Here is a 14475-nt window from a genome sequence, read left to right on the forward strand (position 1 = left end):
GGGTGGGGGCGGGGCCGCCGGACGACGAGCGGGATGTCGCGCGGGAGGACGAGGACGTCCCCGTGGCGGAGCCGCTGCCTGATCTCGGCCTGCCGCCCGGACACCCCTGGAGCGAGCTGCGGGTGCTCGGGCAGCACCAGCCGGACGAGCCGCGACGGGCGACGGACTCACCTGAGGGCGGCGGCGCGGGTCAGCAGTGGTACAACCCGGAGACCATGCCCGTCGGGGATGTGGCGGACGCCGTCGTCGCCCGGTACGCCCCACAGCCCTCGCCCTCGCAGCCCCTCCGCGACGTCCTCGCCGCCCTCTCCGCCAGCGGCCTCGACCTGTCCCGCGAGGAGCTGCTCGACGCCCTGTGGCTGGCGGACCGGCTGCCCTCTGACGCGTCGGCGCCACTGGCCCGGGCGACCGGCCTCACGCCGCCGCTGCCGCCGTCGGACGACCTCGACGCCCCGATCGCCAGCCCGCCAGCCGAAGCCGTCATCGATGCCGACGTCGACCCGGACGCCGACGCCGACACCGACCCTTGGCACGTCGGCTCGGGCCCCTGGACACCTGGCATAGCAGCGGCACAGCCGCCCGGGCGCGCCCAGCAGCCGCCCCGACGGCGGCCGCCGTCCTCCACGTCCGCCCGCGCCGCGCCCGCCGCCGAAGCCCGCACCGCGGCGCGCGGCACCACACCGCTGTACGCCGGTGCCTCCCTGCCGGGCCTCGCCCCGCGCGCGTCCCGCGCCCTGCCCGTCCGCACCCCCGGCACCACGGCGCTCGGCGCACACCAGCTCCAACTCGGGCGTGCGCTGAGGCCGTTGAAGCAGAGCCGGCCGGACCGGCGGCTGTGGGAGCTGGACGAGATCGCGAGCGCCGACTCGGCGGCCGAGAGCGGGCTCGCGGACGCCGTGCTTCGCCCCGGCCGCGCCCGCTGGCTCGACCTGGCACTGCTCGTGGACGACGGCGTGTCGATGCTGCTCTGGCAGCGGCTCGCCGCCGAGACCCGCCAACTCCTCGAACGCAGCGGTGCGTTCCGTACGGTACGCGTCCTCGGCCTCGACACCCGCGCCGCCGCCGCGCCCCTGCTCGGCCGCGCCTACCACCCCGGCACGGCCGTCCTGTCCCCCGCCACCGTCACCGACCCCAGCGGCAACACCCTGGTCCTCGTCGTCAGCGACGGCGTCGGCGCGGCCTGGCGCGACGGCCGGATGCGGGCGGCGCTCAAGCAGTGGGCGCGGTGCGGCCCGACGGCCGTCCTGCACGCCCTGCCGGAGCACCTGTGGGACGGCTCCGGGCTGCGCGCCGAGCGCTGGCAGGTCACCACGCGGCGGCGCGGCGCGCCCAACCTCACCTGGGACGTGGCCGATCCGGTGCTCCCGCCGGACCTCGCGGTGTTCGACGGCATCCCGGTGCCGGTGCTCGCCCCGGAGCCGGACGCGGTGGGGGCGTGGGCAGCGCTGGTGGCTTCGCCCGGCACCAGCGCGGTACTGCCGCTTCTGGCGGGGCCGGACGCGGGGCCTGATCCGGGGATGGCGCCCCCGCTCCGTACGCGCCCTTCCGCCGGGGGCGGCGGGACCGGAAGCCCCTCCCGCATCGCGTGCGCCGACCGTACGGAAAGCCCCGAGGGCGCCGCCGAGGCCGTCCTCCGCTTCCGCGCCGCGGCATCCCCGCAGGCGTACCGCCTCGCCGCCCAACTGGCCGCGCTCGCACCCCTGTCAGTACCGGTGATGCGGCTGACGCAGGACGCACTCGGCGCGGAGGTGACGACGGGCCACCTGGCGGAGGTGTTCCTCAGCGGACTGATGCGCCGCACGGCGGACTCGGCCGGACTCCCGCCGCAGCACCGGGCGTTCGACTTCACCGACGCGGCCCGCGGCCTGCTCCTGACCGCGGCGCCGACACCGGATCTGGTACGGACCGGCCGCGAGGTGAGCCGACGGCTCGCCGAACTCGCGGGCCGCACCCCGGACTTCCCCGCCTGGATGGCCCATCCGGCGGGCACGGAGTGGGCGGACCCGGGGGCGCGCCCGTTCGGGTGGGTGGACGAGCGGCTGCTGCGGCGGCTGGGGGTGGGCGGCTACCGGCCGCCGCTGTCCGGCGGCGGTGGCGACGCGCCGCGGGTGGCACCCCGCACGCCGTCCGCCGCGGTCCCTTGGACCTCCGGGCCCCCCGAGGTGCCCGCGTACGTCGACGAGCCCGGCTCGGACTGGCGGTCGCTGATGCCGGGGAACCCGCGCTGGGCGGGCCCCTGGCAACTGTTCGCCCGGCATCTCATGGCGCGTACGACAAGTGGCCTTTTCCTCGGCCTGTTGCTCGGCACGGGCAGCGTCGCCTCGGTGCGCCTCACCCGGCCCGGGTCGGTCGCACGGGCGTCGCTGCCCCGCCAGGTGGCGGCGCTGCGCGCCTTGAACGGCAGACACGCCCCGCTCCTGACGGAGGTCGACCCGGCCGACGAGCCCGCGTGGCTCGCGACGGGCGTCATCTGGGAGGGTGACCGCCCCGCGCGTGACCTGCCGCGCCACACGAGCGCGTCGGGGCCCTACGACGACCCTGTCGCGTTCGCCCGGCTCGGGCAGCAGTTGGCGGACGCCCTCGCAGGGGCCCACGCGACCGGCATCGCCCACGGTGACCTCAACGCGGCGCGGGTCCTGCTCGCGGACGGCGACGTGTTCGTGACGGGGTGGTGCGTCGAGGAGCACCCGGACGGATTCGCGCACGACATCAGCCAGTTGGCCTCGGTGCTGGCGTCGGTGATGGGCGAGGGCCTGCCGCTCGCGTTCCACGACCTGCTCCGGCTGTGCGGCAGTCCCCTGCTGCACCTGCGGCCGTCGGCGGCCGAAGTCTCGGACCGGTTCGCGGAGTTCGTCCGCGCCCACACCCACCGAGCCCTGCTCGGCGCGGCCATCGGCCACACGGAGTCGGGCGACGAAGTCGTCCTGGATCTGGCTCGCATGGGCCCGCACGGCGGCGTCCGAGGGCCCGTCGACCAACAGATCGCGGTCCTGGACGCGCTCGTCGCCGGTCTCGTCGCGCACCACTCCCCCGCCGACCTGCAGATCGTCCTTGTGGGCGACGCGGCGGGGCTCGCACGCCCACGGACCACGAGCGGTCTGCCCCATGTCGTACTCGCACCCGACGCCTGCGGCGCGACGCGGGCCCTCGACCTGGAGCTGCGACGCCGGGAGGCCCTCGTCGACCAGGCGCGGGCCACGGGCGCGCCGCCACCCGCCGCATCCCGTCTGGTCGTCGTCCAGGCCTGGGCGTACCAAGAGTCGGACACCTGGCAGGAGCGGCCCCCTGCCGAACTCGGGGTACACATCGTGCTCCTGAACGCCGCGTACAGCGACACCGACTTCGGCTTCGTCATCGACTTCACCAGGAGAACCCCCTCCACCCAGGGCCTTCACACCAAGGGCCACGGCGTCCTGCGGCACGGCGGCGAGGCCACACCCTTCACCGTCCTCCCCGACCCGCCCCTGCCACCGCTCACCGAGACGCCCCCGACCACCACCCCCACCGTCGACCCCACCCGCCAGGCCCAGCTCGTCGTGGAGCACCGCAACGCCGTCGCCGTCGGCCGTGCGGGCCGCCCCGAGCACGCGCTCGCGGACCTGACGCGCGTCGCCGAGAACCAGCGCCTGCTGCTCGGCCCCGACCATCCGGAGACCCTGGACAGCACCTACGAACTCTCGATCGTGTACGCGCAGTTGGGCCGGTACGAAGACGCCCTCACCCTGTGCGCCGACACCGCCGGACGCCGGACGCGCGCCCTGGGCGCACGGGACGTCCACACCCTCGTCGCCCACCAGCAGTGCGCGTTCCTGCTCGGCCGGCTCGGCCGCCACGGAGAGTCGTACTCCGCCTACCGCGCCGTCCTGTCGTCCTGGAACACCACCGTCGGCCCGTACCACCCCGGCACGCTCCTGTGCCGCCACAACCTGGCCGTCGCGCTGATCCTGCTCGGCCGGTACCAGGAGGCCGCCGAGGAGGCCCGCGCGGCGTACAGCGGCCGCGCCCTCGTGCACGGCCCCGACCACCCCGACACGCTCGCCAGCGGACACGAACTCGCCGTCGCCCTGCGGGGAGCGGGGCGCGACACGGACGCCCGTGCCGTGGCGACGGACGTGCACACGGCCCGCGGGCGCGTGCTCGGCCCCGACCACCCGGACACCCTGGCCGCCCTCGGGCTGCTCACGCCACCGAAGCGCCCCGGCGGTTGATCCACCTGCCGCTACGCTGCCTGCCGTGACCACTCTCGACTACGCCACATACATCGCGGGCCTCCCCCGCGTCCTCGCCGGAGCCGCAAGCGTCATCCGCGACCGCGCCGGACGCGTCCTGCTCGTGGAGCCCAACTACCGTGAGGGCTGGGCCCTTCCGGGCGGCACCGTCGAGTCGGACGACGGCGAGAGCCCGCGCCAGGGCGCGCGCCGCGAGACCGTCGAGGAGATCGGCCTGGACATCGCGCCGGGCGGACTGCTCGCCGTGGACTGGGTGCCCGGCACGTCGGCACGGCCTCCGCTGGTGGCCTTCCTGTACGACGGCGGGGTGCTCGCCGACGAGCGGTTCGAGGAGATCCGGATCCAGGAGGAGGAACTGCTCTCGTGGCGCCTCGCCACCCGCGAGGAGCTGCCGGCGTACCTCCCGGCGCCGCTCGCGGGCCGGGTCCTCGCCGCGCTCGACGCACTGGACGCGGGGACGGGCGCGGTGGAGCTGGAGAACGGGCGCAGGATCGGCTGACCTGGGCCTGTCCTCGGCCTTGGCCTCGCCTGCAAGAGCACCCGCCCGGACAAGCGCCCGTCAGAAGAGCACCGCTCCGCTCTCGAAGGCGAGGAGCCGCTGCTTGCGGTCGAGGCCGCCGCCGTAGCCGGTGAGGCCGCCGTTCGCGCCGATGACGCGGTGGCAGGGGACGATGACGCCGATGGGGTTCTTGCCGTTGGCGAGGCCGACGGCACGGGATGCGGCGGGGTTGCCGAGCTCCGCGGCCAGCTCACCGTACGTACGGGTCTCGCCGTAGGGGATCTCCAGGAGCCGCTGCCACACCGAGCGCTGGAACGGGGTGCCGTCCAGGCGCAGCGGCAGGTCGAACTCCGTCAGCTCGGCGGCGAAGTAGGCCGCCAACTGCTCCGTCGCCGGGCCGAAGGGGGAAGGGTCGCGGTCGCCGAAGGTCTCCTCGGCGGGGCGGTGGCGCTGCTCGGTCATGTAGAGGCCGCTGAGGGTGCCGTCGGTGGCGACGAGGGTGAGCGGCCCGTAGGGGCTGTCGACGACGGTGTGCTGTCGGTGCATGGGTCACGTCCCGTTCGGGTCCCCGGGGTGCGGGGACGTGGTGGAAGTCCCTACTGGGGGAGGTAGTTGATGGCGTGGTCCTCGGTGGCCCACAGGTACTGGACGGCGTAGGCGCGCCAGGGGCGCCAGGCGGCGGCGCGCGCGGTGAGGGCGGCGGGGGTGTGCGGCAGGCCGAGCGCCTGGGCGGCGCGCCGGATGCCGAGGTCGGACGGCAGGAACGCGTCCGGGTCACCGAGGGCCCGCATCGCGATGACCTCCGTGGTCCAGGGCCCGAAGCCGGGCAGGGCGGTGAGCTGGGCGCGGGCGCGCTCCCAGTCGTTCTCGACGCCCAGTTGGAGGGTGCCGTCGGCGAGGTGGCGCACCAGGGTCAGCAGGGTGGTGCGGCGGCTGCGGGGCAGCGCGAGCGACTCCGGGTCGAGGTCCGCGAGGGCCTCCGGCGCGGGGAACAGGTGCGTGAGACCGCCCTCGGGGTCGTCGATGGGCTCGCCGTGGGCGGTGACGAGGCGCGCGGCGTGGGTGCGGGCCGCGGCCGTGGACACCTGCTGCCCGAGGACCGCGCGCACGGCGAACTCGGCCTCGTCCACGGTCCGCGGCACCCGCCGCCCCGGCGCCTTCGCGACGAGGGGCGCGAGCAGCGGGTCGTCGGCCAGTTGACCGTCTACCGCGACGGGGTCGGCGTCCAGGTCGAGCAGGCGGCGGCAGCGGCTGATGGCGAGGGTGAGGTCGCGCGGGTCGGTGAGGGTGAGACGGCAGCCGATGTGGTCGGGGTGCGGGGTGAGGGCCACGATGCCGTGTCCGTAGGGCAGGCGCAGGGTGCGGCGGTAGGCGCCGTCGCGCCACTCCTCCACGCCGGGCACGGCGGTGGCGACGAGGTGCCCGAAGAGGTTGTCGGGGTTGAGGGGGGCGCGGAAGGGGAGGCGGAGGGAGATGGTGGCGGGGGCGCCGGCGGAGGCGTCGGTACCGGCGGTGCCTCCGACACCGGCTGTGGCACTGGCACCGGCAGCGCCACCTGCGCCGACCCTGCCCTTGGTACCAGCACCCGCAGCGCCACCTACGCGGACACTGCCCTTGGTACCAGCACCGGCACCGGCGGCCGCCGTCCTGCCTCCGGATCGCTTCGCCGCCCGCGCCCGGAGTTCCCCCGGGGCGAGCGCGAAGACCTCGCGGACGGTGTCGTTGAACGTACGGATCGAGGAGAAGCCCGCGCCGAAGGCGATCTGCGCCATGGGCAGGGCGGTGGTCTCGATGAGCAACCGGGCGGTCTGGGCGCGCTGGGCGCGGGCGAGGGCGAGCGGGCCCGCGCCCAGTTCGGCGAGGAGCTGCCGCTCGACCTGGCGGGTGCTGTAGCCGAGGCGGGTGGCGAGGCCGGGGACGCCCTCGCGGTCGACGATGCCGTCGCCGATGAGGCGCATGGCGCGGGCGACGAGGTCGGCCCGCTGGTTCCACTCGGGCGAGCCGGGGCTGCTGTCGGGGCGGCAGCGCTTGCAGGCGCGGAATCCGGCCTGCTGGCAGGCGGCGGCACTCGGGTAGAAGCTCATGTTCTCGGGCTTGGGCGGCACGACCGGGCAGCTGGGGCGGCAGTAGATGCGGGTCGTCAGGACGGCGGTGAAGAACCACCCGTCGAACCGGGCGTCCTTGGACTGCACGGCCCGCACACAGCGCTCGAAGTCCCCGTACGTCCCTGCGGGCGCGGCGGCGCGGGCGGGGGCGGCGGGGGTCGCGGGGTCCTGTGCGGGGTCGGGGCGGCCGGTGCGGCGCGTCCCTGCGGGGCGAGGGCGGTCGGGGGCGTGCGCTGCCGCGTCGCCGGGGCGCCGCGTGCCGTCCGACCCCGTCGCCGGGTGCGGGCCGGGCGCCGCCGTGGCCTCGGACGGGTCGGCGGCTGCTGTGGCGGCGGTGGCCTCGGGGTCTCGGGGTGCGGTGCGCGTCACGGTCGGCATGGATCAAGCATCGGGCATCCCCACGCCCGGGGCTGGCGAGAATCCGACATCAACCTTCTACGGCCAGGGCCTCCACGAACGCCCGGTACGCGACCTCGTCGAACAGGACGAACCGCACCTCGTCGAAGCGCCACCCCACCGCCCCCGCCCCACCGGGACTCACCTCGCCCGACCCCGCCCCCTCCACGCCGGCCGCCAAGGCCCCCCGTACCGCCCCCACCGCGATCCGCGCCGCGTCGTCCAGCGGCCAGCGGTACACCCCCGTCGAGATCGCCGGAAAGGCGACCGTGCGGGCGCCGAGCCCGGCCGCGACCCGCAATGACTCGCGGTAGCAGGAGGCGAGCAGGGCCGAGCGGTCCTCGGTGGGGGACCACACCGGGCCCACGGTGTGGATGACGTGGGCCGCGTCCAGGCGCCCGGCCGTCGTCGCCACGGCCCGGCCGGTCGGCAGGCCCTTGCCGTAGCGCGAGGCCCGCAGGCGTCGGCAGTCGGCGAGGATGTCGGGACCGCCGCGCCGGTGGATGGCGCCGTCGACGCCTCCGCCGCCGAGCAGCGAGGAGTTCGCCGCGTTCACGAGGGCGTCGGCGCGCTGCCGGGTGAGGTCGCCCTGAACCAGGGTGATGCGGGCGCTCACGCGGGCTCCCGCAGCCTCTTCCAGACGGCCTTCGCGGCGTTGTGTCCCGACATGCCGTGCACACCGGGCCCGGGCGGGGTCGCCGACGAGCAGATGAAGACGGCGGGGTGCCGGGTGCGGTACGGGTGCGCGGTGAGCCGGGGCCGCAGCAGGAGCTGGAGTCCGCTGGCGGCGCCGCAGGCGATGTCGCCGCCGACGTAGTTGGCGTTGCGGGCGGCGAGCTGCGGCGGCCCTGCCGTGGCGCGGGCGAGGACGCGGTCGCGGAAGCCGGGCGCGAAGCGTTCCAGCTGCCGCTCGACGGCGTCGGTGAGGTCGCCCTGCCAGCCGTTCGGGACGTGCCCGTACGCCCAGAAGACCTCCTTGCCCGCAGGCGCCCGGGACGGGTCGACGACGCCGGGCTGCACCGTGATCAGGAACGGCGCGTCCGGCGCCCGGCCCTCGCGGGACGCGGCCCGCAGCGCGGCGCCGATCTCGCGGCTGCTCGCGCCGACCTGGACGGTGCCCGCGGCGCGCGCCTCGGGCGCGGTCCACGGCACGGGCCCGTCGAGCGCGTAGTCGATCTTGAAGGCGGCGGCGCCGTACCGGAAGTCGTCGCAATAGCGCCCGAGTCCGGCGATCCGGGCGAGCGCGGCGGGCGAGGTGTCGAAGACGTACGCGCGGGCGGGCGGCAGGTCGTCGAGCCGCTTGACCTCGTAGTCGGTGTGGATGATGCCGCCGAGGCCGGTGAGGTACGCGGCGAGCGCGTCGGAGATGGACTGCGAGCCGCCGCGGGCGAGCGGCCAGCCGCGGGCGTGCGCGGCGAGGGCGAAGACCATGCCGACGCCGCCCGTGGCGAGGCCGCCGAGCGGCGCGATGACGTGGGCGACGAGCCCGGAGAACAGCGCCCGCGCGGGCTCGTCGCGAAAGCGCCGCATCAGCCACGTCGACGGCGGCAGGCCCACGAGGCCGAACCGGGCGAGCAGCGCCGGGTCGCGGGGCAGCGCGGTCAGCGGCAGCGACATGAAGTCCCGCAGCAGGGTGTCCCAGTGGGGCAGGAAGGGCTCGACGAGCCTGCGGTACGCCCCCGCGTCGCGCGGCCCGAAGGATGCGGCGGTCTCGGCGACGGAGCGCGCGAGGACGGCGGCGCGGCCGTCGAGGAGGGGGTGGGCCATGGGCAGCTCGGGCTGGAGCCACTCCAGGCCGTACCGCTCCAGGGGCATGGCGCGGAACGCGGGTGAGTTGATGCCGAGCGGGTGCGCCGCCGAGCACGGGTCGTGCCGGAAGCCGGGGAGGGTCAGCTCCTCGGTGCGGGCACCGCCCCCGACGCTGCCGCGGGCCTCGAAGACGGCCACGGAGAAGCCGCGGCGGGCCAGCTCCACGGCAGCGGTCAGACCGTTCGGTCCCGCCCCCACGACGACGGCATCGAGCATCGACGGCACCTTCGGACTCCTTCGTCAGCCGATGGCCAGTGCCGCCCAGGATATGCCGGAGCACGGGCGCTTCCCGGGCCCTGACGGTCTGTGGCAGCACGCGGTTCGTACCGCGCCGTCGCGGACGGCCGCGTCCGCCCCGCTCAGGACCCGTCCCGCTCCGGCGCCGGCCCCCTCAGACCTGCTCCGGCCCGCTCAGACCCCGCCCGCGAGCACCCCCGCCACCCGGCGGGCCGTGGCCTCGTCGCGGGCCGCGGTGAACGGCAGGGCGTTGCCGCCGGTGATGGCGAAGGGCACGCCTTCGCGGGTGCGATGGGCGCCGCCCGCCTCCTCCACCAGGAGCAGCCCCGCGGCGTGGTCCCAGGCCAGCTCCCAGCTGAAGGCGACGGCGTCGAGGGCGCCGCGGGCGATGGCCAGATACTCCAGGCCCGCCGAGCCGCAGGGGCGCGCGGCGAAGCCTTCGGCGGTGAGGCCGAGCAGGGCGCGCTTCTGGTCGTCGGTGGTGAAGTCCGGGTGGGACGTGGCGACCGTCAGGGGGCGTCCCGGCTCCGGGGAACCGGCGCGCAGGGGCGTGCCGTTCAGCGTGGCGCCCTTGCCGCGGACCGCCGTCGCGAACTCGTCGAGCGCGGGTGCGTACGTCCACGAGGCCAGCACGACGCCGTCCAGGGCGAGGGCGACGAGCGTGCAGAAACCGGGGTCTCCGTGGACGAACTGGCGTGTCCCGTCGACGGGATCGACGATCCAGACCGGTGCGTCGCCCGCTATCGCGTCGTACCTCGCGGGGTCGGCGTGCACCGCCTCCTCGCCGACGACGACCGAGCCGGGAAGGAGGGCCGTCAGCTCTCGGGTCAGGTGCTCCTCCGCTAGCCGGTCGGCGACGGTCACCAGGTCGTGCGGGCCGCTCTTCTGGACGACGTCGTCCTCGGCGAGCTGGCGGAACCTCGGGGTGATCTCCGCCGCCGCGGCCTCGCGGACCACGCGCTCCACGTCAGCGGTCTGCCGTGCGAGAAAGTCGTCGATGCTTTCCTTGATTGCCTGTGTTTCGATCATGCCTCCATGAGAGCACGTACCACTGACAACGCGGACTCCCGGGGTGAACAGTGGGTGGAATCGGGATGAAAGGGAGTTCCTGAGGCGACTGAGGACCGCCCGGCACCCGTCCCGGCACCTGCCCCGGCGCCCGCCCCGGCACATCCCGGCGCCCGCCCCGGCCCCGGCCGCCCCCGGCCGGCCTCACCGCCCGACCGCGTACCCCTGCATCCCCCGCGGATTCGCCGCCGCCGAGAGCACCCCGGTCCGCGGATCCCGCGCCACCGCGCACAGCCGCCCCTCCGACCAGGGGCCGCCCACGGTCACGTCGTGGCCGCGGCGCCGCAGCTCCGCCACGACCTGCGGGTCGGTGCGGGACTCGACGACGAGGCTGCCCGGCCGCATCCCGCGCGGGTAGAACGACTCGGGGAAGGACTCGGTGTGCCAGTTGGGGGCGTCGACGGCGCCCTGCAGATCGAAGCCGCCGCGCACCGGCGCACGCAGTGCCACCGACAGGAAGAAGTGCACCTGCCACTGGTCCTGCTGGTCCCCGCCCGGCGTGCCGAAGGCCATGACGGGCACGCCGTCCTTGAGGGCGAGCGACGGTGTCAGGGTCGTGCGTGGGCGACGGCCGGGGGTGAGCGAGTTGGGCAGGCCCTCCTCCAGCCAGGTCATCTGCAGCCGGGTGCCGAGCGGGAAGCCGAGTTCCGGCACGACGGGGTTGGACTGGAGCCAGCCGCCGGACGGCGTCGCCGCGACCATGTTCCCCCAGCGGTCGACGACGTCCAGATGACAGGTGTCGCCTCGGGTCCCGCCGTCCGGCGCCACGACCGGCTCACCGCCTCGCGCCACGACCGGCTCACCGCCTCGCGCGACGGTCGGCTCACCGGCCCCCGTCACCGTCGGCTCCCCCGCCCCCACCGCGCCCCCGCGCACGGCCCCCGCCGTCCCCGAAGCGACGGCCCGCGCGTGCGCGGACAGCCTCGGCTCCCGGCCGCCGGGCCGCCCGGGTCGCAGCTCGTGCGATGCCCGCTCGCCGATCAGCTCCCGGCGCCGGGCGTTGTAGGTGTACGAGAGCAGTTCGGCGACCGGCACCTCGGCGGCGTCCCCGTACCAGGCCTCCCGGTCGGCCATGGCGAGCTTGCAGCCCTCGACGAGCAGATGCGTGTAGTCGGCCGAGCCGTATGCGGGCAATTCGTCAGGAAGCAGGGCGAGTTGCTGGAGGAAGGCGGGGCCCTGGCTCCAGGGTCCTGCCTTGCAGAGGGTCCAGCCGTTCCAGTCGTGGCTGACCGGGTCCTCGTACGTGGCCGACCAGTCGGCGAGGTCGGCTGCCGTGAGGGTGCCGGTGTGGCGCTTGCCGCTGGTGTCCAGGGTGGGGCGCGCGGACTGGCGGACCAGGGCCTCGGCGATGAAGCCGGTGCGCCACACCTCGCGGGCGGCGTCGATCTGCGCGTCCCTGTCGGCGCCGCCCGCGGCCTCGGCCTCGGCGAGGAGCCGCCGCCAGGTGGCGGCCAGGCGCGGGTTGCGCAGCAGTTCGCCGGGGGCGGGCGGGGTTCCGCCGGGGAGGTAGACCTCGGCCGACGACGTCCACTCGGTCTCGAACAGGTCCCGCACGGTCTCGATGGTCTCCGTGACGCGTTCCACGGGCGGGTGGCCGTCCTCGGCGTACCCGATGGCGTACTTCAGGACCTCGGCGAGCGGCTTGGTGCCGTGGTCGCGCAGGAGCAGCATCCACGCGTCGAAGGCGCCGGGCACGGCGGCGGCGAGGGGTCCGGTGCCGGGTACGAGGTCGAGGCCGAGGGCGTCCCGGTAGTGGGCGACGCTCGCCCCGGCGGGCGCCACGCCCTGTCCGCACAGGACGCGCACGTCGCCGCCCGCGGGGGCGAGGATGATCGGCACCTCGCCCGCGGGCCCGTTCAGATGCGGCTCGACCACATGCAGCACGAAGCCCGCCGCGACGGCGGCGTCGTAGGCGTTGCCGCCGTCCTCAAGGACGGCCATCGCGGACTGCGAGGCGAGCCAGTGGGTGGACGACACCATGCCGAAGGTGCCCTGGAGCGTGGGGCGCGTCGTGAACATGCCCGCAGGCTAGGCCCTGTCGGCGTCGTGCCGTCCGGCGGCTCCCGTCCCACGTCCCTCCGGCGATCAGGCCGTACGTCTGCGCCCACAGGACGGTGGTGACCCGGTTCGGCGTCCTGGCCGCCCTCCGCCACGGCCCGCAGTCGCGGTTGCTGGGGAACCCTGACGACGTGCCCGCGAGCATCGACGAGATCGCGGCTGGGACAGGCCCTAGGCCGCGTGCTCCCCGAACGGGCTCTCGCTGTCGCCCAGGCAGGCGGCCACGAGTTCGTCCAGGCAGATCTGCTCCGCGCCCGGCGGCACGACCTCGTGGGCGGTGGCGAGGAAGGCGGTGACGTCGGCGGCGGCGATGTGCAGCACGCCGTGGGAGCGGCCCGCGGGGCCCGGCATGCCGAACAGCTCGATGCGCACCCCGGCCCCGCGGCCCTGGTCCGCGGTCGGCTCGACGCGCACGTCGCCCTCACCGGCCGGGCCCCGGCAGCCGTCGCTGAGGAGCTGGCGGTCCAGGCGCCAGCGCGTCACCTCACCGCCCTCGCAGTGGAACGTCATGGTGACCGCGAAGGGATCGGCGGCCGCGTAGGCGAGCTCGGCGGAGAGGGGGGCCCGGCCGCCGGGTGTGTCGGCGGTCTCCAGTTCCATGAACACCGTCACTCTGACCTCGGCCTCCACGGCGTGCCTCCAGGGGGTTTGGGGGGTGGTGGGAACGCGTATGCCCCGACGGGCTCGGGGAATGCAAGGAAAACACTTGATGGGTGACATGTAACAACTGACCGATGACGACGAACAGCTGACAGATGACAGCTGACGCACTCTGTTGGTTCTTTTCCTTGATCAATAGGCTGAGCCGGCCAGGCAGTCGCCCTCCGAAGGAGCACCGTGTCCACTGCTCAGCCCATACCGGACATTCTCTCGCCCGAGTTCGCGGCCGATCCCTACCCTGTCTATCGCGCCCTGCGGGAACAAGCCCCCCTGCTGTGGCACGAGCCCACCAAAAGCTACCTCGTCTCCCGCTACGAGGACGTGGCTCGCGTCTTCAAGGACAAGGAGGCACAGTTCACCACGGAGAACTACGACTGGCAGCTCGAACCCGTGCACGGCCGGACGATACTTCAGCTCAGCGGCCGTGAACACGCGGTGCGCCGGGCCCTGGTCGCCCCGGCCTTCCGCGGCAGCGAGCTGCGGGACGTGTTCCTGCCGGTCATCCGCCGCAACTCCGAGGAGCTGATCGACGCCTTCCGCGACCGGGGCTCCGCGGACCTGGTGGCCGACTACGCCACCCGCTTCCCGGTGAACGTGATCGCCGACATGCTCGGCCTGGACAAGGCCGACCACGCGCGGTTCCACGGCTGGTACACGACCGTCATCGCGTTCCTGGGGAATCTGGCGGGCGACCCCGAGGTGGCGGCGGCGGGCGAGCGGACCCGGGTGGAGTTCGCCGAGTACATGTTCCCGGTCATCACCGAGCGCAGGAAGAACCCGGGGACCGACCTGCTCTCGGCGCTGTGCGCCGCCGAGGTCGACGGGGTGCGGATGAGCGACGAGGACATCAAGGCGTTCTGCAGCCTGCTGCTCGCCGCGGGTGGCGAGACCACCGACAAGGCCATCGCGGGGATCTTCGCGAACCTGCTCACGCACCCCGACCAGCTCGCCGCCGTGCGCGCCGACCGCACCCTGATCGACCGGGCGTTCGCGGAGACCCTGCGCCACAGCCCGCCGGTCCACATGATCATGCGGCAGAGCGCGGTCGACGTGGCGGTGGCCGGCGGCACCATTCCGGCGGGCGCCACCGTGACCTGCCTCATCGGCTCCGCCAACCGGGACGGCGAGCGCTACCGCGAGCCGGACCGCTTCGACATCTTCCGGGACGACCTGACGGCCACCAACGCGTTCTCCGCGGCGGCCGACCATCTCGCGTTCGCCCTCGGCCGGCACTTCTGCGTGGGCGCGCTGCTCGCCCGCGCCGAGGTGGAGACGGGGGTCAACCAACTCCTGGACGCCATGCCGGACATGCGGCTCGCCGACGGCTTCGTACCGTCGGAGCAGGGCGTGTTCACACGGGGCCCCGCCGCCCTGCCGGTGGAGTTCACGCCCGTGCCGCGCTGAGAGCCGTCCC

10 protein-coding genes are annotated in these 14475 nt (G+C 75.0%); 3 read left to right on the top strand and 7 right to left on the bottom strand.

Features of this window, described 5'->3' with window-relative positions:
* Nucleotides 1–2: 2 nt before the first annotated feature.
* The gene (locus OO63_RS42280) at nt 3–4208 is read left to right on the top strand and encodes an SAV_2336 N-terminal domain-related protein (protein ID WP_051810959.1); all 4206 of its coding nucleotides are present in this window, start codon (nt 3–5) and stop codon (nt 4206–4208) included.
* Between the two features lie 25 nt (nt 4209–4233).
* Nucleotides 4234–4728 carry an NUDIX domain-containing protein gene (locus tag OO63_RS17670; RefSeq protein WP_030361817.1) on the top strand — a complete coding sequence of 165 codons (495 nt, stop codon included), beginning with the start codon at nt 4234–4236 and terminating at the stop codon, nt 4726–4728.
* Nucleotides 4729–4788: 60 nt separating this feature from the next.
* Here OO63_RS17670 and OO63_RS17675 read toward each other — a convergent pair whose 3' ends face one another.
* From OO63_RS17675 to OO63_RS17705, 7 genes are all read right to left on the bottom strand, one after another.
* Nucleotides 4789–5274: a methylated-DNA--[protein]-cysteine S-methyltransferase gene (locus OO63_RS17675; protein WP_030361818.1), complete on the bottom strand. Its 486-nt coding sequence runs from the start codon at nt 5272–5274 to the stop codon at nt 4789–4791.
* 50 nt (nt 5275–5324) lie between these two features.
* A complete protein-coding gene (locus OO63_RS17680) occupies nt 5325–7211 on the bottom strand; it encodes an AlkA N-terminal domain-containing protein (RefSeq protein WP_234311364.1) in 1887 nt (628 codons plus the stop codon).
* A 49-nt stretch (nt 7212–7260) separates the two neighbouring features.
* Nucleotides 7261–7845: an O-acetyl-ADP-ribose deacetylase gene (locus OO63_RS17685; protein ID WP_030361819.1), complete on the bottom strand. Its 585-nt coding sequence runs from the start codon at nt 7843–7845 to the stop codon at nt 7261–7263.
* Nucleotides 7842–9254: a phytoene desaturase family protein gene (locus OO63_RS17690; RefSeq protein ID WP_030361820.1), complete on the bottom strand. Its 1413-nt coding sequence runs from the start codon at nt 9252–9254 to the stop codon at nt 7842–7844. The genes OO63_RS17685 and OO63_RS17690 overlap by 4 nt, the downstream gene beginning before the upstream one ends.
* A 195-nt stretch (nt 9255–9449) precedes the next feature.
* Nucleotides 9450–10304, bottom strand: coding sequence for an inositol monophosphatase family protein (locus OO63_RS17695; RefSeq protein WP_030361821.1), 855 nt, complete (start codon nt 10302–10304; stop codon nt 9450–9452).
* Between the two features lie 183 nt (nt 10305–10487).
* Nucleotides 10488–12362 (bottom strand): gamma-glutamyltransferase family protein, encoded by a 1875-nt coding sequence (locus OO63_RS17700; RefSeq protein WP_030361822.1) that lies wholly within the window; start codon nt 12360–12362, stop codon nt 10488–10490.
* Nucleotides 12363–12572: 210 nt separating this feature from the next.
* The gene (locus OO63_RS17705) at nt 12573–13031 is read right to left on the bottom strand and encodes an SsgA family sporulation/cell division regulator (protein ID WP_030361823.1); all 459 of its coding nucleotides are present in this window, start codon (nt 13029–13031) and stop codon (nt 12573–12575) included.
* Nucleotides 13032–13238: 207 nt separating this feature from the next.
* Between OO63_RS17705 and OO63_RS17710 the strand changes: the two genes are divergently transcribed.
* Nucleotides 13239–14465: a cytochrome P450 gene (locus tag OO63_RS17710; RefSeq protein ID WP_030361824.1), complete on the top strand. Its 1227-nt coding sequence runs from the start codon at nt 13239–13241 to the stop codon at nt 14463–14465.
* Nucleotides 14466–14475: the final 10 nt, after the last annotated feature.

Origin of the sequence: Streptomyces alboflavus (genome assembly GCF_000716675.1) — a bacterium.
GTDB classification, from domain to species: domain Bacteria; phylum Actinomycetota; class Actinomycetes; order Streptomycetales; family Streptomycetaceae; genus Streptomyces; species Streptomyces alboflavus.

Coding starts and splice junctions, on each gene's coding strand:
- OO63_RS17675 (WP_030361818.1), bottom strand. CDS start 5,274: ATGCACCGACAGCACACCGTCGTCGACAGCCCCTACGGGCCGCTCACC.
- OO63_RS17680 (WP_234311364.1), bottom strand. CDS start 7,211: ATGCCGACCGTGACGCGCACCGCACCCCGAGACCCCGAGGCCACCGCC.
- OO63_RS17690 (WP_030361820.1), bottom strand. CDS start 9,254: ATGCTCGATGCCGTCGTCGTGGGGGCGGGACCGAACGGTCTGACCGCT.
- OO63_RS17695 (WP_030361821.1), bottom strand. CDS start 10,304: ATGATCGAAACACAGGCAATCAAGGAAAGCATCGACGACTTTCTCGCA.
- OO63_RS17700 (WP_030361822.1), bottom strand. CDS start 12,362: ATGTTCACGACGCGCCCCACGCTCCAGGGCACCTTCGGCATGGTGTCG.